A 24,115-nucleotide genomic window follows, 5' to 3' on the forward strand; every position below is an offset into this window, starting at 1 on the left:
ATGCTTTTCTGTTCCATCGGAACATCTCATCGGTAAAAACATACAGATTAGACACACAATTTGTCAAACGTCCTTACAGGACGATGTTTTTCACGATCTATTTTTTTTTCTACCGATGAGATGTTCCGATGGAACAAATTGTTGTTGACCATATCTTATCAGGTTGTCTGTTAGCAAACAAATCAATTTCATTATTTAAGACACCTTTTTTTATACTTTTTTGTTCCATCGGAACATCTCATCGGTAAAAACATACAGATTAAATACACAATTTGTCAAACGTCCTTACAGGACGATATTTTTCACGATCTATCTTTTCTACCGATGAGATGTTCCGATGGAACAAATTGTTATTATTTAACCAAAAAAGCTACAAGTTTTGAGTTTGTAGCTTTTGTATAATTTGTTATTCGTAAGTATATAAAGTTTTTAATACATATGGCGTTGCAAGCGGATTAGCGATATTAGTTGTTGTACGTTTAGATTCGGTTAAATAACCATCTGCATCATAAACATATTCGTAGTCGTATCTTTGCTCATATTCGGTTACGCCATTAGATACAGCTTTAAATTTCCAATCTACAATGTGCATCCAATCATAAATATAACATCTAAAGATTGGTTCACTAGAATAAATTCCCGCTTTTGTATAATCTACTGTAAGCTCATAAGTTATATTTGTGATCTTGTCTTTATACTCATATTCACTAGTTGTAGTTCCTGGTTTTAGAGTTCCGTAATTCTTTTCAGTCTGAACGATATTAACGAAAACTTTATTCCCTTCATAAGTATATAAATAAGTTGCCGTTAACGGATTTTCAACTTCAGTATAAGAGTATTCGCCGTTATCTTCCAGTTTTTCAATTTCCTGAAAATAAGTTCCGTTTGCAACTTCTTTGATATCACGTCCAATTTCATCATAGAAAATATCAGTTACAGTTCCGTCGCTTCCGGTTACTTTCGAAATAAATCCTCCGCTATTAATTTCTGCTACAATATCAGCATAATAAGTACTTGTTACCTGATTTGCATCATTAAAATTAAACTTCGTAATGTTTTTGTACAACTGATTATTTCTATATCTGTCTACCGAATTCAGACGACCTTTTGAATCATAAGAATAACGATTATCAGTAATGTTAGTTTGAACGTCATTTCCTGCCTGATCTTTGGACAATCTAAAACTATACATTTTAACAAGATGTTTAGTTGTCGGAGCATATTTTCCGGTACTTTTTGCCGCTTGTGTTTTTGGAACTAATTGTATCGCTGGTTTAAAAACTTCCTGATTTGGCAATCTAGGATCAATTACTTGCGCCGAGGCAGTATCTTCGTTACTTTGGCAATTAACAAATAATAGCGTTGTAAAAGCAAGAAGTGTTTTTAGAATAATTTTCTTCATTTGTAGTTTTTGGATTTTGGTTTTTTCTTGATTTCAGAGTAATTCTCAATCTTGATTTATAGTGTACAAATGTCAATTTTATTTTCATTATTTTTTTACGGGAAGCCGTAAAACCGCAATAATATTTAAGGAATATTATCTGTGTGAATTTGTAGTAATTTGGCTAAAACAATATAGGAAAATCCGTTTTTATCAGCGTTTTCGCTTTAGCGAATCAGTAAAATCAGCGTCTAATTTTGACGCGGATAAAAACGGATTTAATTTGCAATAAATTTACTTTTTAAAGCTTAACTTAATGACATTGAGCTTTAGCTGAAGAAAAAGAATTGCATTAGAAAATGACTTTAGGATAATTTTTGGTGTTTTTTGGCTAAAGCCGAATTTCTCAATTTATATAAATTATGAAAAGAGTATCTTACAAAAACAGTTTGTTTTTTACCTAAATTTATTTTCGTTCAAGAATTTTAAATATCTTTGAATTATGAGTACAGCAATAAAACCAAAACATATCGGCAGAAATATAAGCCGTATCAGAGAGCTTAAAGATATGAAACAGGAAGCTCTGGCACAAGCTTTAGGAATAAGTCAGCAGACGATTTCGGCTATTGAAAACAGCGAAACTGTAGAAGAACAACGATTAATTGAGATAGCAAAAGTTCTTGGAGTTTCTGCTGAAGCAATTAAGAGCTTTTCGGAAGAAGCGGTTTTTAATATTATTGGAAATACCATTCAAGATAATGGTACGCTTTCGACTACGACAGGTAATTTTAATTGTACTTTTAATCCTTTAGATAAAGTAGTTGAACTTTACGAACGTTTGGTGCAAGCTGAAAAAGATAAAGTTGAATATTTGGAGAAGTTATTGAACGGGAAATAACGTTCTTAGATATATATTAAATAAAAAAGAGATCTTAATTTTAAGATCTCTTTTTTGTTTTTGTTCAATTGCTGGCGCGAGCGTCTCGCTCGTGAACGTTCCAATTGGGTTTTGAATTTCTTTGTGTTCACGAGCGAGACGCTCGCGCTATCGGGGAGCAAAACCATTGTTAACTGCAATATCGTTTGTAATATTTGACAAAAAATACAAATTTCGGACATAATGGCTTGTTTTGTTCGCTTTACAATGTTAATATTATGAAAAAATGTCATAAAAATACAATGGGTATAAAATATGCTTTATGAATCACGCACCATAAAATCAGGTGCAGTTAGCCTATGGCACAGATATTAATTACTTATGATTTGCAAGAAGATAGCTTGCACCCATCCAAGCACATTCAGGTTAAGGATGAAATGAAAAAACTTGGCTATATGGATAGCTGGTCATCTGACGGAGTAACTTACACACTTCCAAATACTACACTTTGGAAGAATGAAGCGACCACTACTCAGGCAAAGACAGATTTAGAGAATAGCGCAAAAAAATTCGGAGCTACTGTTGAAAGATTTGTGGCAGTTGAATTTACAAATTGGGATGCCATACAGGGTAAACCATACAAAAAGTAAATTAAAAAAGAGGAGAAATAAAAATTTCTCCTCTTTTTTATGTTCTATTATTCTAAATTTTGAACCGTAAACTCCAAAATTCTCGAACAACATTTTATTAAATCTTCATTTCGTTGAAACTGATTATTTTCCAATTCTACTTTTCCGTCATGAGTTAAATTATTTCGAACTTGTTCTATTATATACAGTAGTGCTCGAGTTTGATTATTTTTAAATGTATGCTCATTTTTTTCGTCGAGTAGATCATTACGAAGGAAATCTGTTGCATTTTTAATTATAGGCTTAACTTGAAATTCAAAATCGTTTGCCCTTACATAATCTAACTTTATAAGCTCAAGAATGTCATTTTCAATGTCTTTAAATTCCATCAAATTTATTCGATGAGATAACCATTCATGTTGATTTTTCGCAATGCCATTTGCTTTGCAATAATTTTCTATTCCAGTAAAATTTTCTCTCAGATTATTTCTGTAATGCGCATAATCGCTTCCAAAAATTAATTCTTTAAATTTACGAAATTCGTTCATGAATGTTTTTAGATATTGTAGGTAACGTTCTGGTGCTACCGGCTGTTTGCGGTTTTGTAAATGAGTGTTTTTTGCTTAACGAAAATATGATGAAAATACGATAATTCCCTTAAGTCCGCAAATCGATTGTAATGGAGGTTAGGCTATGTGCCAATTAATGGTTTTCAAGATATTTAATATTAATATATTATTTTGATTTAGTTTTTCGGAAACAAACGTTCATAGAAAACAGGTTCTTTAAATAGAATATAACTTGCAAAACCTAAAACAGCAGTTGCAATTGTGATTATTAAGCATGTGATAAAAATATATAAAATAATTTTAATAAATCTATCTTCAGTTTTTAGCAATAAAGAGAAAACGAAAGCGAAAAAAGAAATTACAAGTACGAAAAACGGATACACAAATACATCACTATTATTCAATTTGAAATAGCCTGCTAATGCTAAAAGGCAAATTGTAGCTACAATGACCCATGAATATTTCAGTATGGGAACATTATCAACAGCTTGTTTATATAAAACGATAATGGAACTTAGTACTTTTGGAAGTTGAATTTTTTTGTTGTTCCAAGGGAAATTTACACCACAATCTTCACATACTTTTGGAACTGGGGTTTTTCGTCCGCTCAAATCAATGAAATTTTCTACATGATAATTACCCTTAATTAAAGAATTGCATTTTGGGCATTGATGAATTGTTTTTGCACCGCAATTTGGACAATGTTTCTTTCTATGTTGCGGATATCTGTAATATGTATCAGTAATTTGATGACCATTAAGACAAACTTGCATAGTGTCAAATGTTCCCATAAGTTTAATATTAGTTTAAAATATATAAATTTAGATTTTTATCTTTTTTTTCTACGGCAATGAAGGCGCCTAACTCATTTATATGCGAAACAAACCTTCGGATGTACACCTAAGATCGGGTAGATAAGCGAAACTTTACTTCGTTTTCTTGCTTTTCAAATATATGGTTTTTTCTTACTAGATTTTTAAACTTGATATTGAATAATTATTTTTTTGGAAGAAAATAAATTTAAAAAATACTTTAGACAGTTAAGGACTGACTCAAAAAACAAAACGACTGAAATAAGTCTCAGCCGTTTTATATGTGATGATAAATTAATTTTTTAGCCCAAGAAGTCCTTCAATTCCTCATAAGTTTTAATCTTCACACTAACTTTTTCTTCATTAATAACACTTTTAATTTGTTCTGGAATCGGAAGTGTAATTCCTAAAGCAGGTTCAACAACGTCTAGAAATTTGATAGGATGTGCAGTTTCTAAGAAAACACCAATTGCGTTTTCGTGTTTTTGTAATTCTTTCTTTAAACCTAAATAACCAACTGCGCCGTGTGGTTCTGCAATGTAACCGTCGACTTTGTAGATGTTTTTTAAGGCAACAAGCGTTTCTTCGTCAGTATAACTATAAGAAGAAAAGTCTTTTTCGAAAGCTTTTAAATCGTTATTATATAATTCCTGAATTCTAATAAAGTTACTTGGATTTCCAACGTCCATTGCGTTAGAAATTGTTGCTTTAGAAGGTTTTGGATCGTATTTTCCGCTTTCTAAGAATCTTGGTACAGTATCGTTTACGTTTGTAGAAGCTACAAAATGTTCGATTGGCAAACCTAATTTCTTTGCCATAATTCCGGCACAAATATTTCCGAAATTCCCACTCGGGCAAGAGAAAACCAATGGTTTGTTTTGGCTTTTCAAAGCTTTGTAAGCAAAGAAAAAATAGAACATTTGTGGCAACCAACGCGCAATATTTATAGAATTTGCCGAAGTCAGGTTTTTATGTGCCAAAGTTTCATCCAAAAATGCTTTTTTTACCATATCCTGACAATCATCAAAAACGCCATCAACTTCAAGTGCTTTAATGTTTTGCCCTAAAGTCGTTAATTGTTTTTCCTGAATATCGCTCACTTTTCCTGACGGATATAAAATCACAACATCAACGCCGTCAACGCCAAGAAATCCGCTTGCAACAGCACCGCCTGTATCTCCCGAAGTTGCTACCAAAACAGTATTTTTGCTGTCTTTTTTGTCTTTATTAAAATACGCCAGACAACGTGACATAAATCGCGCTCCAACATCTTTGAAAGCCATTGTTGGTCCGTGAAATAATTCTAAGGAATAAATGCCTTCTTCAACTTTCACAACCGGAAAATCAAAACATAAAGTCTCAGCAATAATCTCTCTTAAATTTGCCTCAGGAATTTCGTCACCCACAAATTGCTGAATAACATCAAAAGCAATATCCTGATTGCTTAAATTTTCGATTACATTAAAAAACGCAGGATTTAATGGCGTAATATTTTGAGGAAAATACAATCCTTTATCACTCGCTAATCCTTGTATTACGGCTTCTTTAAAGGAAACCTCGGGTGCATTATGGTTTAAACTATAGTATTTCATTTTTTTTATTGCTTTAGGCTTTAAGCTATATGCTTTAGGCTTTTTTCCTAATGCTTTTAAGCTTATTGCTTTTTATTGGTTGTTTTATTTTGGATTTTATTTTAACCGCAAAGAGCGCAAGGAAATTGTTTCTTTTGAAAACGCAGAGATCGCAAAGCTTTGTGGTTTTTAAAATTCAATTATTATTATTATTATTATTATTATTATTATTATTATTATTCGGTTTTTTTGTCATTCCGAGGAACGAGGAATCTCCGCGAGAAGCTCGACAAAGATTGACTCACGTTACGGAGTTACTTGCGGAGATTCCTCGTTCCTCGGAATGACAAACGTTATGTTTTTTGTTTGCGTCTATACTTTACGTGGACTTCGACTTCGCTCAGCCTGACAAGCAGCACATGATTTTTAATTCTAAATTTTTAATTCTTAATTCTCACCACCTTACAATATCCTAACTCCATCCGGATTAATTTTCGAAACGTGAATTTCATACGGCAAATTCATGTTTTCGTAAACCTCGCTCATGGCTTTTGCGATTTTGTCTGCGGTATTTTTTCCTCTGCTTAAAGCAAAAATCGACGGACCAGAACCTGAGATTCCAGAGCCTAAAGCACCGTTTTCAAGTGCCGTTTGTTTGATTAAATCAAAACCTGGAATCAAAACGCTTCTTAGCGGTTCAACGATTTCATCATGAAGAGATCTTCCAATCAAATCGTAATCTTTTGTGTATAATCCGGCAATTAATCCGCCCACATTTCCCCATTGCATAATGGCGCTTTTCAGGGAAACATTTTGTTTTAATACCGAACGTGCATCCGAAGTTTTCAGTTCAATTTGCGGATGAACCACCGTTGCGAACAATTCCTCCGGACTATCAATTCTGATAATATCAAGCGGAGCATAACTTCTTACCAACGTAAAACCGCCTAAAAGGGCAGGAGCAACGTTGTCAGCATGAGCGTTTCCGCTGGCTAATTTTTCGCCTTGCATCGCAAATTGAACCAAATCTTTGCGGGAATAAGGTTTTCCTAATAATTCATTAATTCCAAAAACGGCTCCGGCAGAACTTGCAGCGCTGCTTCCAATTCCGCTTCCGGCTTTGATGTTTTTGTAGATTTCGATTTCAAATCCAAAAGTTATGGCTTCAAAATCTCTTTCGTAAGCTTCTAACATTGCAAGAGCCGCAACTCCCGAAACATTTTTCTCGGTTTCTAAAGGTAAATCGGCACCCACAATTTTTGTAATCCGAATTCCTTTTTGATCTACTTTTCGAACAATCATTTCATCGCCCGCATTGTCTAAGCAAAGTCCAAGTACGTCAAATCCGCACGAAAGATTTGCAATTGTAGCGGGACAAAATAGTTTTATTTCCATTTTTAAGGTTCTGAGGTTCTAAGTTGCTAAGTCCCTAAGGCTTCTTTTGCAACTTTATATTTTTAGTTTCTAAGGTTCTGAGATTCTAAGTTGCTAAGATTAGTTTTAAAAAAACTCAGAACCTTAGCAACTTAGAACCTTAGTACCTCTAATTATTACCTATTCTAATTACATCCGCAAAAATTCCAGACGCTGTAACTGCTGCTCCGGCTCCGGCGCCTTTTATTAATAAAGGCTGATCTACGTAACGATCTGTGTAGAAAAGTACGATATTGTCTTTTCCTTCCAGATTGTAAAAAGGATGATCTTTTGGAATGAATTGAAGACCAACGCTTGCTTTTCCGTTTTCGAATTGTGCTACATATTTCAAACGAGAATCTTTGGCTAATGCTTCTTCATAGATTTTCTCGAAATGTGGAGCATGTTTAATTAAGGAAGCAAAAAAGTCTTCGTTATTTGTTGTTGCCAAACAATCTGCAGGCAGGAATGATTCGTTTGCAATGGCGTCAATATCCATTTCATAACCGCTTTCGCGAATAAGAATCAGGATTTTACGAGCAACGTCGATTCCGCTTAAGTCAATTTTTGGATCTGGTTCTGTGAAACCCTGAACTCCGGCTTCTTTTACAACATCATGAAAAGAATTGTTCTTGTTGAAATTGTTGAAAATGAAGTTCAAACTTCCTGATAAAACGGCCTGAATTTTATGCACTTTATCGCCCGAAGCAATTAAGTTTTTTACAGTATCGATAATTGGTAATCCCGCACCAACATTCGTTTCAAACAAAAACGGAGCGTTATATTGGCGTGATAAACTTTTTAATTTTTTATAATTGTCATAAGCAGATGAACAAGCAATTTTATTACAAGTTACAACGGCAATACTTTCTTTTAAGAACTTCTCATACATTTCAGAAACGCTTGCATTTGCTGTAATATCAACAAAAATACTGTTACGTAAATTCAGTTCTTTCGCTCGGGCGATAAATTCTGTTGGAATAGCTTCTTCTCCTTTTGCTAAATCTGATTGCCATTCTTTTAAAGAAATTCCGTCTTCGTCAAAAAGCATTTTTCTTGAGTTTGATAAGGCAATTACGCGAACATTTATCTTTAGATTATCTTTTAAGAACTTTCTTTGATTGTGAATTTGTTCGATGAATTTTTCACCCACATTTCCAACTCCCATTACAAATAAATTCAGCTGTTTTGTGTTTTCTTCAAAGAAGTTTTCGTGCAAAGTGTTCAATGCTTTTTTAACGTCTCTTTCGTTGATTACAGTCGAAATATTACGCTCAGAAGCACCTTGCGCAATGGCACGAATGTTTACGTTATTTTTTCCTAAAGTACTGAACATTCTTCCGCTTAAACCTTGGTGATTTTTCATGTTTTCACCAACCAAAGCAATAATGCAAAGATCTTTTTCTACGATACAAGGATCGATTTTGTTTTGTAAAATCTCAACTTCAAAAGCTCTGTTAATTGCTGCTTCGGCATTTTCAGCATCTGAATTTAAAATTCCGATACAAATCGAATGTTCAGAAGAAGCCTGAGTAATAAAAATTACGTTGATTTTTTCCTGAGATAATACTTCGAATAAACGTTTTGATGAACCCGAAACTCCAATCATTCCCGGGCCTTCAAGAGTTACAAGCGATATATTATCGATATGACTAATTCCTTTTACAACTGTATCTTTTGATGAAACCTGATTAGAAATTAAAGTTCCTACAGCTTCCGGTTCAAAAGTATTTTTGATTAAAATTGGAATATTTTTTCTTAAAACAGGCTGAATCGTTGGCGGATACAACACTTTTGCACCAAAATGCGACAATTCCATTGCTTCCTGATAAGATATGTTTGAAATTGGTTGCGCTTGTTTTACGATTTTTGGATTTGCTGTGAACATTCCGTTTACATCAGTCCAAATTTCTAATTGAGATGCATTAAGCGCTCCGGCAATAATTGCGGCAGTATAATCAGAACCTCCACGGCCTAAAGTTGTAGTGATTCCGTCAAGAGTTTGCGAGATAAAACCAGGCAGAATATTGATTTGCGTATGATTTCCGCCAAAATATTCCTGAATTAATTGGTTTGAAACTTCAAAGTTTACAACCGCTTTGCTAAAGTTATTATCGGTTTTAATCAGTTCGCGGCTGTCTTTGTAAACGACATCTTTGTCAATTTGCTGATATGCCTGAGCGATTATGTAAGACGATAATAATTCTCCAAAACTCAAAATTGTGTCAGCAGTTCTTGGAGATAATTCGCCTAATAAAAAACATCCATCCAATAAAGTTTCTAAATGATTGATGATTCTTTTTACGTGACTTAACAAGCTGCTTTGCTCGCTTACCGGAATTAATTCTTTTAAGGTATCAAGATGTTTTTTCTCAATTTCGACAACGATATCTCTAAAAGTTTCGTCGTTTGCAGCTGCTTTTGATGCTGCTAATTGCAGTAAATCAGTGACTTTGCTTAATGCCGAAACAACAATTGCCAGTTTGTCTTGTTTAGAATTTTGTTTAATTATTTCGAGAACTAATTTTATATTTTGAGCATTGGCAACCGAAGTTCCGCCAAATTTTAATACTTTCATTTTGATGTTTTTTAGTAAGGTGCAAAGATTTTGAGTAACAAAGGTTCAAAGGTTATCAACTGTGAACTGAAACTGAAAACTGCGACTATTTTTTTTCTTTGTAAATGTTTTTTATGTACCCATTGCCTTTCTTCTTTCAAGAGAAAAGTATAGATAACCTGGATTATATGTAAAATGTATACCCCTAAGGGGTAGTAGTTGTTGTAGTAGAAATAGTTGTAGCAGCAATTGCAACTCTAGTTTGAGTTGTCATTGTAGATTGATATTTTGCGCTGTTACTTTTCATTTTGATTTTTCAAAAGTACAGTTTTTTATAAAAGTTAAAAACTCTAAATGTCTTTTTACGAATATTTTAATAATTCAAATCTCATCAAATTAATATTGAGCTTTTGTCAGGATAGAATATGATAAATTGATGTATTCGTATATTTAAGCTTGTTTTTGTTGGGTTTGGTAATAGTTAATGGTCTGATTTTTAATAAAAATATTCCAAAATAAAAGCAATTTAATCTATATGGTAAGTAGGGATTGAGTTTTTTGGCTTTTGATGCGAAATTCTGATAGTTTAAATTCCTAAACCCAAATAAGGAGTTGATTTTGTGTGATTAGTATTGTGAAATAGATAAAAGTGAAGAAAATGAATCAGTCTAATTTTAATTATTATGAACAAATGTTGCTTTTTAATATTGATTTGTTGAATTTTGGGGTCTAAAATTATAAACATCATGAATGAAATCCATTATATAAGTACTGAAACTTTAGGTTTAGAAGCTTTACAAGAAATTATTGTTAATCAAAAAACACTTGAATTATCAGAAGAAGCTAAAGTAAATGTGCAAAAATGCCGCGATTATTTAGATAAAAAAATGGCATCGCATTCTGAACCTATTTATGGTATAAATACTGGTTTTGGATCACTTTATAGTGTGAAAATTTCAAATGAGAATTTGTCTAAACTTCAGGAAAATCTAGTAAAATCACACGCATGTGGAACTGGTGAAGAAGTTCCGGCTGAGATTGTGAAAATGATGTTGTTGCTTAAAATACAATCTTTAAGCTACGGTCATTCAGGAATTCAATTGCAAACATTACAGCGTTTGGTTGATTTCTATAATAATGATATTCTACCTATAATTTATACTCAAGGTTCACTTGGAGCTTCGGGAGATTTGGCGCCATTGGCACATTTATCTTTACCATTATTAGGAGAAGGAGAAGTGCTTTTTGAAGGTAAAAAAGTAGCTTCTGCCGAAGTTTTAAAACATTTTAAATGGGAACCAATCATTTTACAGTCAAAAGAAGGTTTGGCTTTATTAAACGGAACTCAGTTTATGAGTGCTTATGGAGCTCATATTTTATTGAAAGCTTATAAATATTCTTATTTAGCAGATTTAATCGGAACAATTTCTTTAGAAGGTTTTGATGGAAGAATCGAGCCTTTCAACGAATTGATTCATTTTATACGTCCTCATAAAGGTCAAATTGTTACCGCTCAACGTGTCAATGAGTTTCTTGAAGGAAGCGAAATCATTGTACAAGAGAAAAAACATGTTCAGGATCCGTATTCTTTCCGTTGTATTCCTCAGGTTCACGGAGCTTCAAAAGATGCGATTGATTATGTTCGAAAAGTATTTAAAACCGAAATTAATTCGGTTACAGATAATCCAAATATATTTATTGAATCAGATCAAATTATCTCTGGCGGAAATTTCCACGGACAACCTTTGGCTTTAGCCTTAGATTTTATGGCAATTGCTTTGGCGGAATTAGGTAGTATTTCTGAAAGAAGAACGTATCAATTGATTTCTGGTTTACGTAATCTTCCGGCATTTTTGGTTGATAATCCGGGATTGAATTCAGGATTTATGATTCCGCAATATACGGCGGCAAGTATTGCAAGTCAAAACAAACAATTGGCAACTCCGTCAAGTATAGATAGTATTGTTTCGAGCAATGGGCAAGAAGATCACGTAAGTATGGGAGCAAACGGAGCTACAAAAGCTTTGCGTGTTATGGATAATTTAGAGCGTATTTTGGCAATCGAATTGATGAATGCTTCTCAGGCGATTGCTTATAGAGAACCTTTGAAATCGAGCGATTTTATCGAGATGTTTTTGAGCAGTTACAGAGAGGTTGTGCCGTTGGTAAAAGAGGATAGAATCTTACATTATGACATCGAAAAAACCGTTGCGTTCTTGAATAGTTTCCAAATTGAAAACGATTTGTTAACAATGGCTTAACATGGCAAAATAATATTGAAGTAATTTTGCACTATCAAAAATAAAAAAATGTCAATAAACAGTATTTTCCAATTTTTAGTTCCGAAAGACAAGAAATTCTTTCCACTTTTTGAAGAGGCTTCAAGCAATTTAATTGAATTAGCGTCTAATTTACACGAAGCTGTAAACCTTCCATTGAAAGAAAGAGAAGTTCTTTTTCAAAAGATTGATGAGTTAGAGCAAAAAGGAGAAGACATTACACGTCAGACCAATCTTGAATTGAGCAGAAACTTCATTACTCCATTTGATAGAGAGGATATTCATACATTAATTACTTCAATTGATAACGTTGCTGATTACCTTCACGGTGCAGCAAGCAGAATGAGATTGTATCAAGTTGATAAGATTACAAAATCTATCAGAAAGATGACAGAAATCAACCTTGAAGCTTGTCAAAACATTGACAGTGCTGTAAAAGAGTTGAGCAACTTAAAAAACATGAACATTATTAAAGAAGCTTGTGCAAGAATTAATAAACTTGAAAACAAGTCTGATAACGTTTATAACAAAGCAGTTTTTGAAATTTTTGAAAACGAAACAGACGCTAAAAATATTATTAAATATAAAGAAGTGTTATCTGTTTTAGAATCAGCAACAGACAAATGTAAGAGTGTTGCGAACATACTAGAATCTATTTCTGTAAAACATTCTTAAATTCAATTTATTTCATTCTGAAGTTATAATTTTATGACGCTACTTATAATTATTATAGTATTAGCTTTAATTTTTGATTACATCAATGGTTTTCATGATGCGGCAAATGCTATAGCTACCGTTGTTGCTACAAAGGTTTTAACGCCTTTTCAGGCCGTTCTTTGGGCAGCATTTTTTAACTTTCTGGCTTACTGGGTTTTTGGATTTGGTGTTGCGGATACTGTTGCGAAAACAGCCCACACTATGGAGATTAACCTTGTTGTTATTCTGGCTGGGGTTATTGCAGCGATTTGTTGGAATTTATTGACTTGGTGGTTAGGAATACCTTCAAGTTCATCACATACATTAATTGGTGGTTTTGCCGGAGCTGCAGTTGCTCACGCAATCGCTGTACATGGTTTTTCTGGTTATGTTGGCGAAGATGGAGCTACTCATTATTGGTATCAAATCGTAAGTTGGTATAAGGCCGGAAAAGATGGCGGAATGCCGTCAGGGGTTATTATCATTATTGCTTTCATTGTTTTAGCGCCATTATTGGGAGCATTAGCTTCTTATTTAATTTCGATTTGGTTGCTAAACGCTTCTCGTAAAATTATTGGACCTAAAATTTTCACTGTAGCTTTAATGATTGCTACCGTTTGGGTTGTTAGTAGTTTAATGGTTCCTTATGCTGATATTGAAAAGCCTCGTTTTGAATCTCATTTTTGGAGTGTAGCTTTTGATCCGCACAATATTAAATGGTTTTTAGTTGCTTTTATTATCTTAACAGTAAGTGCTTTTTGTTTAATATTCAGTAGTTTGAACCTTCACCAGGCTGATGCTGCTTTAAAGAAAATGCAATTATTGTCTTCTGCTGCCTTTAGTTTAGGACACGGAGGGAATGATTCTCAAAAAGTAATGGGTATTATTGCTGCTGCTGTAGCGGTTTATATCAATACAAATCCGGGTGTTCATATGGATTCTTGGTTAGATGTTGTTTTGCCAAATGATGATTTGGGTGTAAAAGGAGTAATGCCAGGTTGGATTCCATTAGCATGTTATTCTGCTATTGCTGCAGGAACTTTGAGTGGTGGTTGGAAAATTGTGAAAACAATGGGTTCTAAAATCACAAAAGTAACTTCGTTTGAAGGTGTAGCTGCTGAAACTGCTGGAGCTTTGACGCTTTACTTTACTGAGCACTTAAAAATTCCGGTAAGTACAACGCATACAATTACAGGTTCTATCATCGGGGTTGGATTAACAAAACGTGTATCTGCAGTTCGTTGGGGAGTAACCGTAAGTTTGATTTGGGCTTGGATTTTGACTATTCCTATTTCAGCTATTTTAGCAGGATTGGTTTACTTTATCTTAAGTGTATTTATTTAATAAAATGATTATTGTGAAATGTGAGATCTAAAATCGCATTTTGTCAACATAAAAAAAAAGCTGATTTCAATTTGAAATCAGCTTTTTTTTTATGAATAAATTCCAACGGATCAAAGCAAGAACCTGTGGAGAAACATAAGATATTTTGTGTAGGCTAATCATTTTAAACGCAAAGCACGCTAAGATTTTTATCTAGTAGTATGTTTAAAAACACAAAGTTCGCAAAGCTTTGTGTTGATTTAGCTTTGCGAACTTTGTGTTTTATAAAATCCGATACCGATATGTATAAAAAAACTTTGCAAACTTTGCGGTAAAATCCATCTTTAATTTTTATAGCTCCACAAGTTTTTATATTGATCCATTTCAGCTCTGAGCGTTATTCTATTGGAATTTTTTATTTAAGATTGTTTTTGTAAATTCTTGCGATTGTGTTTTCGTTTGTAATGCGTTTGTTTTAGATTCTTTTTATCTTCTGAAATGATGCTTATTGAACCATCAATTTCTAACATGGCGAGCTTTACATCTGCGAAAAATTCAATTCCGTGTTCTCGCATTGCTTCTTTTAATTCATCATGTGAGATATCTAATTTACTTAATGCTGAAAAATCAAGCTTTCCGTCATGGATTAAAATCTCAGGTTTGTCTAAAAGTAAATTGTTTAGAATTTTGTATTTATGCGTCAGTTTTTTGATGATGTAATTAATTATGAATAAAGCCAAAGCAGCAATTAATCCTCCTGAAAGACTCGTGTCTGGGCCAACCATTGCATTTTGAACGGAATTACTAATTAATAAAATCAGAATAATATCGGCAGTATTTAATTGCGAAAGTTCTTTTTTGCCGAAAATTCGCAAAGCAATTGTCATGAAAAAATAGACAGCGAGACTTCTTAAAATAATGTCCAGATAAGGATATAGTGCCATTTTTTTTTTTTTTTTTAGGATTTAAGTTTAAAAAAAGCTTTGTCAAAGTTTTAAACTTTGACAAAGCTGCTAAATTAATTATATGTTATTAAGTTCGGATGAACTTGTTTTTAGTTTTTATATAAGCTTAAAGTTCTTTTCGATTGCTCTGATCATTTCTCCGGCAATATCTTTGTTTGTTGCACCTTCGATTCCTTCAAGACCCGGAGAAGAGTTTACTTCAAGTAATAATGGTCCTTTTGAAGAACGAATAATATCAACGCCGGCAACTTTTAAATCCATTGCTTTTGCGGCTTTAATCGCGATCTTTTTCTCTTCGGGAGTAACTTTTATAACAGAAGCAGTTCCGCCAAGGTGAATATTAGCTCTAAATTCGCCTGGCATTGCTTCACGCTGAATTGCTGCGACAACTTTTCCATCGATTACAAAACAACGAATGTCTTTTCCGTTGGCTTCTTTAATGAATTCCTGAACTAATATATTTGCATTTAAGCTTTTGAAAGCATTAATAACACTTTCTGCTGCTTTTTTAGTTTCTGCAAGAACAACGCCTTTTCCTTGAGTTCCTTCTAATAATTTTACGATTAAAGGCGAACCTCCAACCATTTTAATCAAATTGTCAGTATCCAAAGGAGAATTGGCAAAACCAGTTGTCGGGATGTCGATTCCGCTATTCAAAAGTAATTGAAGCGAATATAATTTATCTCGTGATTGTGTAATGGCTGTAGCCGAATTTAAAACAAAAACCTTCAAAGCTTCAAACTGACGCGTTAAAGCACAACCGTAAAAAGTAATACTTGGACGAATTCTAGGAATAATAGCATCGAATTGATTTAGTATTTTTCCGCCACGATAATGAATTTCTGGTGTCTTTGCGTCAAGTTTCATATAACATTCCTTGATGTTTAAGAAATGCATTTCATGACCGCGCATTTCGCCCGCTTCCATGATTCTTTTATTGCTGTATAATTCAGGATTACTGGCAAGAAGACCAATTCGCAATCCAGAAGTTGCTTTTTCAGAGTTTTGGTATAATTCTTTTAGAGATTCTGGAGTTGGCTGACCTAATAAATATTTTTCTTCGGGATCAACCAAAACACGTCCGCTCATGGCTTCACGGCCTAAAAGCATACGGAAACCCATTGAATCTCTGTTAGTCAAAGTCATTTCTATTGGCCATTTGATATCGCCAAGTTTAATGTGAGTTTGAATAACATAACGATGTTCTCTGAATCCGCTTGAACTTTTTACAATTCGTTTATCAACCAGCGGAGCTTCACAATGAATAATGGTTTTGATGTTATTCTGAATAGGATTAATATCAAATTTTACCCAATTGGTATCATTTTTAATAAAAGGAGCTATGTTTATGGCGTGCATTGCCGAAGTTTTGGCACCAGAGTCCACACGAGCCTTGATCGTTGGAATTCCTAGTTCTGGAAATGAGCACCATTCTTCGCTACCTAAAATGACTTTGTTTTGAAGCATACGTAATTTTTTATTATAGAATTTAATAGCCAAAAATAGCTATTTGCTTTTACTAAAGATAGTAAATTATCTAAAAAAAATACCCGTTATGTTATGAAAACGTAACGGGTTTGTTATTTCTGTTATAAAACTTAACTATCTTATTGATTTGTTGGTTCTTCAGCTTTGTGTATTTCTACTGAAAGTTCTTGAGAATCATCTTTTAAATCCATTAAGATTTCGTCACCTGAATGTATTTTTGAAGTTATGATTTCTTCTGCTAACAAATCTTCAACATATTTCTGAATTGCTCTTTTTAGAGGTCTTGCTCCAAATTGTCTGTCAAAGCCTTTTTCTGCAATAAATGCTTTTGCTTTGTCGGTAAGATTTAGCTTGTAACCTAATTCAGCAATACGAGAATAAAGTTTTGCAAGTTCAATATCGATAATTAAATCAATGTCGCCTTTTTCTAATGCGTTGAATACGATTACGTCATCAATTCTGTTTAAGAATTCTGGTGCGAAAGTTTTTTTCAATGCATTTTCGATAATGCTTTTTGAGTTTTCATCGGCTTGAGCCACTTTTGCAGCAGTTCCGAATCCTACACCTTGTCCAAAATCTTTTAATTGACGTGCTCCAACGTTAGAAGTCATGATAATGATTGTGTTTTTAAAGTCGATTTTGCGACCTAAACTATCTGTCAAATATCCATCATCAAGAACCTGAAGCATCATATTGAATACATCCGGATGCGCTTTTTCGATCTCGTCTAAAAGAACAACACAATATGGTTTTCTACGAACTTTTTCAGTCAATTGTCCACCTTCTTCATATCCTACGTATCCCGGAGGCGCTCCAACTAAACGCGAGATCGCAAATTTCTCCATGTATTCACTCATGTCAATACGAACTAACGCATCTTCTGAATCGAATAATTCTTTTGCAAGAACTTTTGCCAATTGTGTTTTACCAACTCCAGTCTGACCTAAGAAAATGAACGAACCAATTGGTTTGTTAGGATCTTTAAGTCCGGCTCTGTTACGTTGAATAGAGCGTGCAATTTTAAGAACAGCTTCGTTTTGACCAATTACTTTATTCTGAATTAATTCAGGTAATTTAGCTAGTTTGTTGCTTTCTGTTTGTGCAATTCTGTTTACAGGAATTCCAGTCATCATCGAAACAACATCGGCTACATTATCTTCTGTAACTTCAATTCTGTTATTTTTAGAATCTTCTTCCCATTGTTCTTGAGCAACCGCAAGATCTTTTTCGATGCGTTTTTCATCATCGCGAAGTTTGGCAGCCTCTTCGTATTTTTGTTTTTTAACTACCATATTCTTCATTTCACGAACTTCTTCTAACTGACGTTCTAAATCAAGAATTTGTTTTGGAACATCAATGTTAGTAATGTGCACGCGAGATCCGGCTTCGTCAAGAGCATCAATAGCTTTGTCTGGTAAGAAACGCTCAGACATATATCTGTTTGTTAATTTAACACAAGCTTCAATTGCTTCCTGAGTATAAGTTACATTGTGGTGATCTTCGTATTTGTCTTTTACATTGTTCAAAATTGCAATCGTTTCTTCCACAGAAGTTGGTTCAACAATTACTTTTTGAAAACGTCTTTCAAGGGCACCATCTTTCTCAATATATTGTCTGTACTCATCAAGAGTAGTTGCACCAATACATTGAATTTCGCCTCTTGCTAAAGCAGGTTTGAACATGTTTGAAGCATCAAGAGATCCTGTTGCTCCACCAGCGCCTACGATAGTGTGAATTTCGTCAATGAAAAGAATAATGTCATCATTTTTCTCCAGCTCGTTCATCACGGCTTTCATTCTTTCTTCAAACTGACCGCGGTATTTTGTTCCGGCAACTAAACTTGCCAAATCAAGAGTTACTACACGTTTGTGAAAAAGAATACGAGATACTTTCTTTTGAATGATACGTAGCGCCAGTCCTTCTGCAATAGCAGATTTACCAACTCCAGGTTCTCCAATAAGAAGTGGGTTGTTCTTTTTTCTACGGCTTAAGATTTGCGAAACACGTTCAATTTCTTTTTCGCGTCCTACAACCGGATCTAGTTTTCCTTCCTCAGCCATTTCTGTTAAATCTCTCCCAAAATTATCTAACACCGGAGTTTTAGATTTTTTGTTTGACTTATTGGCGGGATTGTTAAAACTACTTTCTTTAAGACTGTCATCTTGTCCTGAATCGTCATTATACGATTCGTTTCTTGGCAAGTTTTCTAAGAATTCTTCTTCGTTTGGAGTCATATTTAAATATTGTTCTTTAGCTATGTCATAATCTATTTTTAGTTTATTCAACAGCTTGGTTGTTGGATCGTTTTCGTTTCGTAAGATGCATAGAAGCAAATGAGCTGTGCTAATCGACGAGCTTTGAAATACTTTAGCTTCAAGAAAAGTGGTCTTCAGGGCTCTTTCTGCCTGTCGGGTAAGATGAAGGTTTTTCTTTTCGGCATTTACTTCAACGCTCTGGTTGGCTGGACTCAGTATTTCTACCTTCCTGCGTAAATGGTCTAAATCGACTGCTAGGTTATTAAGTATATGAATAGCTTTTCCGTTTCCATCCCTTAAAATGCCTAGCATTAGATGTTCAGTACCAATAAAGTCGTGTCCTAAACGAAGGGCTTCTTCTTTACTGTATGTAATAACATCTTTTACTCTTGGTGAAAAATTATCATCCATAATATATAATTGGTATTGTAAATTTAGTGAATTACAGTTTGAAAAACAAAAACCGTACCCTTCAGATCTCCTGACAGCTAAGAGACAAAAAAAATAACAATAAAAGCGTTAAAATACGCTTAATTTATTAACTAAAAGCTAAAATAAAGTTGTTAATAAATCATTGAAATAAGTGTAAGTAAATAGCTGAAAAAATTCCAAAAAAACGTATCTTGGCACGCTTTGAAACTAATATAATTATTTAAACATAACAACTTATGTCTGAAGGAGAAAAGTTAATTCCTATTAACATAGAAGATGAAATGAAATCAGCTTACATCGATTATTCGATGTCAGTAATCGTATCGAGAGCGCTTCCTGATGTTAGAGATGGCTTGAAACCAGTGCATCGAAGAGTTCTTTACGGAATGTATGATTTAGGAGTAACCTCAAGATCTGCCCACAAAAAATCTGCGAGAATCGTAGGGGAGGTTCTTGGTAAGTATCACCCACACGGAGATACCTCTGTTTATGATGCAATGGTACGTATGGCTCAGGAATGGAGTATGCGATATTTATTAGTGGACGGTCAGGGTAACTTTGGATCTGTCGATGGTGACAGTCCTGCAGCAATGCGTTATACTGAGGCCAGAATGCGTAAAATCTCTGAAGATATTATGGCAGATATCGAAAAAGAAACAGTTGACTTTCAATTGAACTTTGACGATACATTATATGAGCCAAAAGTAATGCCTACAAGAGTTCCTACTTTATTAGTAAACGGAGCAACAGGTATTGCAGTTGGTATGGCAACAAATATGCCTCCACACAATTTAACTGAAGTTATCAACGGTACTTTAGCGTACCTGGATAATAACGATATTGAAGTTGATGAATTAATGACACATATTAAAGCGCCGGATTTTCCAACTGGTGGTGTAATATATGGTTATGAAGGTGTTCGTGAAGCTTTTAAAACTGGTAGAGGACGTATTGTAATGCGTGCTAAAGTTGGTTTTGAAGAAGTTGACGGAAGAGAATGTATCATTGTTACTGAGATTCCATATCAGGTTAACAAAGCCGAAATGATCAAACGTACGGCTGATTTAGTTAACGATAAAAAAATTGAAGGTATTGCGAATATTCGTGACGAATCTGATAGAAACGGTATGCGTATCGTTTATATCCTTAAACGTGATGCTACGCCAAACGTAGTTTTGAATACCTTATATAAGTTTACATCATTACAATCTTCTTTTAGTGTAAACAATATTGCATTAGTAAAAGGTCGCCCGCAAATGTTGAATCTAAAAGATATGATTCACTATTTTATTGAGCACCGTCATGATGTAGTAGTTCGTAGAACTCGTTTTGAATTGCGTAAAGCTGAAGAAAGAGCTCACATTTTAGAAGGTTTAATTATTGCTTCTGATAATATTGATGAAGTAATTGCAATCATCAGAGGTTCTAAAAATACTGAAGAAGCTCGTGAGAAATTAATCGAAAGATTTAATTTGTCAGACATTCAGGCTCGTGCAATTGTTGAGATGCGTTTGCGTCAGTTAACAGGTCTGGAACAAGACAAGTTAAGAGCTGAATTTGATGAATTAATGAAGTTGATCGAACATTTGAAAGCATTATTGGCAGATGTAGATTTAAGAACAAACTTAATTAAAGAAGAACTTGAAGAAATCCGTGAGAAATACGGAGATGAACGTCGTTCTACTATTGAATATTCTGGTGGAGATGTAAGTATCGAAGATTTAATTGCGGATGAAAATGTAGTTATTACAATTTCGCACGCTGGTTATATCAAACGTACAAACTTAACAGAATACAAAACTCAAAATAGAGGTGGAGTTGGACAAAAAAGTGCAGGAACAAGAGATCAGGATTTCCTTGAGCATATGTTCGTTGCAACCAATCACCAATATATGATGTTCTTTACGCAAAAAGGAAAATGTTTCTGGATGCGTGTTTATGAAATTCCTGAAGGAAGCAAAACTGCAAAAGGTAGAGCAATTCAGAATTTAGTAAATATTGAAAGTGATGATAAAGTAAAAGCTTTCATTTGTACACAAGATTTAAAAGACAAGGATTATATCAACAGTCATAATCTTGTAATGGTAACGAAACAAGGTCAGGTTAAGAAAACTTCTTTAGAGAAATATTCTAAACCAAGAGTAAATGGTGTTGCTGCAATTACAATTAAAGAAGGTGATGAGTTACTTGAAGCGAAATTAACTAACGGAGAAAGCCAAATTATCCTGGCTGTTAAGTCTGGTAAATTAGTTCGTTTTGAAGAAACTAAAACACGTCCAATGGGAAGAACGGCTTCTGGAGTTCGTGGAATTACTTTAAAAGACGATACTGATGAAGTAATTGGTATGGTTACTGTTGATAAAGAGAATGTAAACGATACACAGATTTTGGTTGTAACTGAAAATGGATACGGTAAACGTACTAAATTAGTTGATGACGATGGAGAAGATGTGTACAGAATTACAAACCGTGGAGGTAAAGGTGTAAAAACACTTAATATCACGGAGAAAACAGGAAAATTAATTTCTATTAGTAATGTAACTGATGCCGATGATTTAATGATTATCAACAAATCAGGATTAACAATTAGAATGGCAATTGAAGATTTACGTGTAATGGGTCGTGCAACGCAAGGAGTTCGATTAATTAACCTAAAAGGTAAAGATTCTATCGCTGCTGTAACAAAAGTTATGAAAGATGATGTTGCAGAAGTTGTTGTTGACGAAGATGGTAATGTTATTGAATCTGCTATCGAAAGAGTTAAGCCTGATTTAGAAGTTCTTGAAGATGACGGAACTGTAGAAGATGACGACGACGATGATTCTGAAGAAGAAATAGAAGACGAAGACGACTCTGAAGAAGAAGAATCTGAAGAATAATAAATTTAACCCAGGAATAATTAAAATTAAATACACAAATTGAATATTATGAAAAGTAAGTATGTAATACTAGCATCAGCATTATTGATTTCGGTAGCTACTTTTGCTCAAAAAGATCAAATTAAGAGTGCTGAAAAAGCGTTAAAAGGCGGCGATGCTCAAGGAGCAATTACAATATTGAAAGACGCTGAAAACTTGGTAGTAAATGCCAAAGATGTTGAACAAGCGCAATACTATTTTGTACAAGGAAATGCTTATTTAGATTTAGCTAACAAAAAAGTTGAAGAAGGTACAAACTTATCTCTTGCAGCTGAAAGCTATAAAAAGTTAATTGAAATCGAAAAAACTTCAGGAAAACAAAAGTATTCAGTTCAGGCTGCTGCTTCAATTACTGAAATTAAAGGAAAGTTAATTAACTCAGCTATTGCTGATACGCAAAATAAAAAAGTTAAAGAAGGTGCAAAAAAATTGTATGATGCTTATTTGTTAGACAAAAAAGATACAATCAATTTATATTATGCAGCTTCAACAGCAGTAAACGCTCAGGATTATGACAGCGCTTTACCAATGTATGAAGAATTGAAAAAACTGAACTATTCAGGAAAAGGAACTGCTTACACAGCTGTAAATAAAGCTTCAGGAAGTGAAGATGGTTTTAATACTGCAAAAGAAAGAGATTTAGCTGTAAAATTGGGAACTCACGAAAAACCAAAAACAGAAGCTATTCCTTCTAAAAGAGGTGAGATCTACAAAAATTTAGCTTTGATTTTAGTTCAAAAAGGACGTACTGAAGATGCTAAAAAAGCGATTGCTGATGCAAGAAAAGCAAATCCAGATGATTCTTCTTTGATTCTTTCAGAAGCTAACTTATATCTTGAAACTAAAGACTATGAAACTTATAAAACATTAGTTACTCAAGCTTTAGAAAAAGAACCAAACAATGCTGATCTTGTTTTTAATTTAGGTGTAATCAGTGGTAATGCAAAAAATAGCGCTGACGCTGAGAAATATTACTTGAAAGCTATTGAAATCAATCCAAGCTATACTAATGCTTACCTTAACCTTGCAGCATTAAAATTAGAAGCTGAGAAACCAATCATTGATGAAATGAATAAATTGGGAACTTCTGCAAAAGATATGAAACGTTACGATGTGTTGAAAGCACAAAGAGAAAACGTTTTTAGAGGAGTTATTCCTTACCTTAAAAAAGCAAACGAATTAGATCCTAAAAACGAAGATGTTTCTAAAACATTATTAGGAGTTTACAAAGCTTTAGAAATGACTGCTGAAGCAAAAGCATTAAAAGCTACAATGAACTAAAGAATTTTAATTCTTATTATTATAAAAAAAATATCCCGCCAAAAGCGGGATATTTTTTTGTTTAAAAATTACTGTATTGACTAAACTAAAGTAACTGATAAAGTAATTGTTGTATTCAAAAGTTTTGAGATTGGACAGATTTCTTTTGCTTTTGCAGCTGTCTTTTCAAATTCTTCAGCAGAAATTCCAGGAACTTTTCCTTTTAAGTCCAAATGAATTAATGTAATTGTTCCGTCTTCAAAAGTTACAGTCGCTTCTGTATTTAAATCATCTGCAGTAAAACCTCCTTCGTTCAATAAAAAACTTAATTGCATCGTAAAACAGCCGGAATGCGCTGCTGCAACAAGTTCTTCTGGATTTGTTCCTACTCCGTCTGCAAATCTTGTTTTAAATGATAATTGTGCATTATCTAATGTTGTACTTTGTGTACTTATAGTTCCTGTTCCTTCCATACCGGTTCCTTTCCAGTTGGCATTTGCTTTTCTTGTAAATTTCATTTTATACTATTTTAGGTTTATAATCTTTTGATTCTCAAATATAATCAATATTTTAAAGAATAGTTTTATGAAATTTAATTAGAATGTTAAGTTTGGGGTTGGGATTAGGTAAATGTTGGAGTGGATTTTACCACAAAGGCGCAAAGGTTTTACGCAAAGTTGTTTGTTTTAT

General features: G+C 33.7%; 17 protein-coding genes. 7 read left to right on the plus strand and 10 right to left on the minus strand.

The features are described 5' to 3' along the window. Nucleotides 1-406: 406 nt before the first annotated feature. A complete protein-coding gene (locus tag WN975_RS02430; RefSeq protein WP_337965054.1) occupies nucleotides 407-1,402 on the minus strand; it encodes a hypothetical protein in 996 nt (331 codons plus the stop codon). A gap of 481 nt (nucleotides 1,403-1,883) precedes the next feature. Here WN975_RS02430 and WN975_RS02435 point away from each other — a divergent pair, with 481 nt between their 5' ends. Both WN975_RS02435 and WN975_RS02440 read left to right on the plus strand, forming a co-directional pair. Then, nucleotides 1,884-2,279, plus strand: a complete 396-nt coding sequence (locus WN975_RS02435; protein ID WP_337965055.1) for a helix-turn-helix transcriptional regulator — start codon at nucleotides 1,884-1,886, stop codon at nucleotides 2,277-2,279. Between the two features lie 338 nt (nucleotides 2,280-2,617). Continuing rightward, nucleotides 2,618-2,908 carry a hypothetical protein gene (locus WN975_RS02440; protein ID WP_337965056.1) on the plus strand — a complete coding sequence of 97 codons (291 nt, stop codon included), beginning with the start codon at nucleotides 2,618-2,620 and terminating at the stop codon, nucleotides 2,906-2,908. A 47-nt stretch (nucleotides 2,909-2,955) separates the two neighbouring features. Here the strand turns inward: WN975_RS02440 and WN975_RS02445 are convergent, their stop codons facing one another. The 5 genes from WN975_RS02445 to thrA form a co-directional block, all read right to left on the minus strand. Beyond that, nucleotides 2,956-3,435: a hypothetical protein gene (locus WN975_RS02445; protein ID WP_337965057.1), complete on the minus strand. Its 480-nt coding sequence runs from the start codon at nucleotides 3,433-3,435 to the stop codon at nucleotides 2,956-2,958. A 197-nt stretch (nucleotides 3,436-3,632) separates the two neighbouring features. Next, nucleotides 3,633-4,247 carry a DUF2321 domain-containing protein gene (locus WN975_RS02450; protein ID WP_337965058.1) on the minus strand — a complete coding sequence of 205 codons (615 nt, stop codon included), beginning with the start codon at nucleotides 4,245-4,247 and terminating at the stop codon, nucleotides 3,633-3,635. A 323-nt stretch (nucleotides 4,248-4,570) separates the two neighbouring features. Beyond that, the gene (thrC, locus tag WN975_RS02455; RefSeq protein ID WP_337965059.1) at nucleotides 4,571-5,860 is read right to left on the minus strand and encodes a threonine synthase; all 1,290 of its coding nucleotides are present in this window, start codon (nucleotides 5,858-5,860) and stop codon (nucleotides 4,571-4,573) included. Nucleotides 5,861-6,301: 441 nt separating this feature from the next. Beyond that, nucleotides 6,302-7,234 (minus strand): homoserine kinase, encoded by a 933-nt coding sequence (locus WN975_RS02460; protein WP_337965060.1) that lies wholly within the window; start codon nucleotides 7,232-7,234, stop codon nucleotides 6,302-6,304. Between the two features lie 148 nt (nucleotides 7,235-7,382). Further along, on the minus strand, nucleotides 7,383-9,830 hold the full coding sequence (thrA, locus tag WN975_RS02465; RefSeq protein WP_337965061.1) for a bifunctional aspartate kinase/homoserine dehydrogenase I: 2,448 nt from the start codon (nucleotides 9,828-9,830) through the stop codon (nucleotides 7,383-7,385). 725 nt (nucleotides 9,831-10,555) lie between these two features. Here thrA and hutH point away from each other — a divergent pair. From hutH to WN975_RS02480, 3 genes are read left to right on the plus strand one after another with little or no spacing between them, the layout of a single operon-like run. Beyond that, on the plus strand, nucleotides 10,556-12,070 hold the full coding sequence (hutH, locus tag WN975_RS02470; RefSeq protein ID WP_337965062.1) for a histidine ammonia-lyase: 1,515 nt from the start codon (nucleotides 10,556-10,558) through the stop codon (nucleotides 12,068-12,070). Between the two features lie 48 nt (nucleotides 12,071-12,118). Then, the gene (locus WN975_RS02475; RefSeq protein ID WP_089352421.1) at nucleotides 12,119-12,763 is read left to right on the plus strand and encodes a DUF47 family protein; all 645 of its coding nucleotides are present in this window, start codon (nucleotides 12,119-12,121) and stop codon (nucleotides 12,761-12,763) included. 33 nt (nucleotides 12,764-12,796) lie between these two features. Further along, nucleotides 12,797-14,128, plus strand: a complete 1,332-nt coding sequence (locus tag WN975_RS02480) for an inorganic phosphate transporter (protein ID WP_337965063.1) — start codon at nucleotides 12,797-12,799, stop codon at nucleotides 14,126-14,128. A 398-nt stretch (nucleotides 14,129-14,526) separates the two neighbouring features. Here WN975_RS02480 and WN975_RS02485 read toward each other — a convergent pair whose 3' ends face one another. The 3 genes from WN975_RS02485 to WN975_RS02495 all read right to left on the minus strand — a co-directional run bounded on the left by WN975_RS02485 (nucleotide 14,527) and on the right by WN975_RS02495 (nucleotide 19,226). Next, a complete protein-coding gene (locus tag WN975_RS02485) occupies nucleotides 14,527-15,051 on the minus strand; it encodes a DUF421 domain-containing protein (RefSeq protein WP_337965064.1) in 525 nt (174 codons plus the stop codon). 117 nt (nucleotides 15,052-15,168) lie between these two features. After that, nucleotides 15,169-16,539: a 30S ribosomal protein S6--L-glutamate ligase gene (gene rimK / locus WN975_RS02490; protein ID WP_121325734.1), complete on the minus strand. Its 1,371-nt coding sequence runs from the start codon at nucleotides 16,537-16,539 to the stop codon at nucleotides 15,169-15,171. A gap of 140 nt (nucleotides 16,540-16,679) precedes the next feature. Then, nucleotides 16,680-19,226: an ATP-dependent Clp protease ATP-binding subunit gene (locus WN975_RS02495; RefSeq protein ID WP_099711702.1), complete on the minus strand. Its 2,547-nt coding sequence runs from the start codon at nucleotides 19,224-19,226 to the stop codon at nucleotides 16,680-16,682. A 257-nt stretch (nucleotides 19,227-19,483) separates the two neighbouring features. On the opposite strand from WN975_RS02495, the gene gyrA reads away from it, so the two are divergent. After that, nucleotides 19,484-22,126, plus strand: a complete 2,643-nt coding sequence (gene gyrA, locus WN975_RS02500; protein WP_337965065.1) for a DNA gyrase subunit A — start codon at nucleotides 19,484-19,486, stop codon at nucleotides 22,124-22,126. 48 nt (nucleotides 22,127-22,174) lie between these two features. Continuing rightward, complete coding sequence (locus WN975_RS02505) at nucleotides 22,175-23,446, plus strand: tetratricopeptide repeat protein (RefSeq protein ID WP_337965066.1); 1,272 nt, start codon at nucleotides 22,175-22,177, stop codon at nucleotides 23,444-23,446. Between the two features lie 80 nt (nucleotides 23,447-23,526). On the opposite strand, the gene WN975_RS02510 is transcribed toward WN975_RS02505, so the two are convergent. Next, on the minus strand, nucleotides 23,527-23,943 hold the full coding sequence (locus WN975_RS02510) for an OsmC family protein (RefSeq protein WP_337965067.1): 417 nt from the start codon (nucleotides 23,941-23,943) through the stop codon (nucleotides 23,527-23,529). Nucleotides 23,944-24,115 lie beyond the last annotated feature (172 nt).

Origin of the sequence: uncultured Flavobacterium sp., assembly GCF_951805225.1 — a bacterium.
Classification (GTDB): Bacteria; Bacteroidota; Bacteroidia; order Flavobacteriales; family Flavobacteriaceae; genus Flavobacterium.

What these genes read in the sequence shown, in the direction of transcription:
- WN975_RS02430 (WP_337965054.1), bottom strand. Translation starts at nt 1,402, where the DNA reads ATGAAGAAAATTATTCTAAAAACACTTCTTGCTTTTACAACGCTATTA.
- WN975_RS02435 (WP_337965055.1), top strand. Translation starts at nt 1,884, where the DNA reads ATGAGTACAGCAATAAAACCAAAACATATCGGCAGAAATATAAGCCGT.
- WN975_RS02440 (WP_337965056.1), top strand. Translation starts at nt 2,618, where the DNA reads ATGGCACAGATATTAATTACTTATGATTTGCAAGAAGATAGCTTGCAC.
- WN975_RS02445 (WP_337965057.1), bottom strand. Translation starts at nt 3,435, where the DNA reads ATGAACGAATTTCGTAAATTTAAAGAATTAATTTTTGGAAGCGATTAT.
- WN975_RS02450 (WP_337965058.1), bottom strand. Translation starts at nt 4,247, where the DNA reads ATGGGAACATTTGACACTATGCAAGTTTGTCTTAATGGTCATCAAATT.
- thrC (WP_337965059.1), bottom strand. Translation starts at nt 5,860, where the DNA reads ATGAAATACTATAGTTTAAACCATAATGCACCCGAGGTTTCCTTTAAA.
- WN975_RS02460 (WP_337965060.1), bottom strand. Translation starts at nt 7,234, where the DNA reads ATGGAAATAAAACTATTTTGTCCCGCTACAATTGCAAATCTTTCGTGC.
- thrA (WP_337965061.1), bottom strand. Translation starts at nt 9,830, where the DNA reads ATGAAAGTATTAAAATTTGGCGGAACTTCGGTTGCCAATGCTCAAAAT.
- hutH (WP_337965062.1), top strand. Translation starts at nt 10,556, where the DNA reads ATGAATGAAATCCATTATATAAGTACTGAAACTTTAGGTTTAGAAGCT.
- WN975_RS02475 (WP_089352421.1), top strand. Translation starts at nt 12,119, where the DNA reads ATGTCAATAAACAGTATTTTCCAATTTTTAGTTCCGAAAGACAAGAAA.
- WN975_RS02480 (WP_337965063.1), top strand. Translation starts at nt 12,797, where the DNA reads ATGACGCTACTTATAATTATTATAGTATTAGCTTTAATTTTTGATTAC.
- WN975_RS02485 (WP_337965064.1), bottom strand. Translation starts at nt 15,051, where the DNA reads ATGGCACTATATCCTTATCTGGACATTATTTTAAGAAGTCTCGCTGTC.
- rimK (WP_121325734.1), bottom strand. Translation starts at nt 16,539, where the DNA reads ATGCTTCAAAACAAAGTCATTTTAGGTAGCGAAGAATGGTGCTCATTT.
- WN975_RS02495 (WP_099711702.1), bottom strand. Translation starts at nt 19,226, where the DNA reads ATGGATGATAATTTTTCACCAAGAGTAAAAGATGTTATTACATACAGT.
- gyrA (WP_337965065.1), top strand. Translation starts at nt 19,484, where the DNA reads ATGTCTGAAGGAGAAAAGTTAATTCCTATTAACATAGAAGATGAAATG.
- WN975_RS02505 (WP_337965066.1), top strand. Translation starts at nt 22,175, where the DNA reads ATGAAAAGTAAGTATGTAATACTAGCATCAGCATTATTGATTTCGGTA.
- WN975_RS02510 (WP_337965067.1), bottom strand. Translation starts at nt 23,943, where the DNA reads ATGAAATTTACAAGAAAAGCAAATGCCAACTGGAAAGGAACCGGTATG.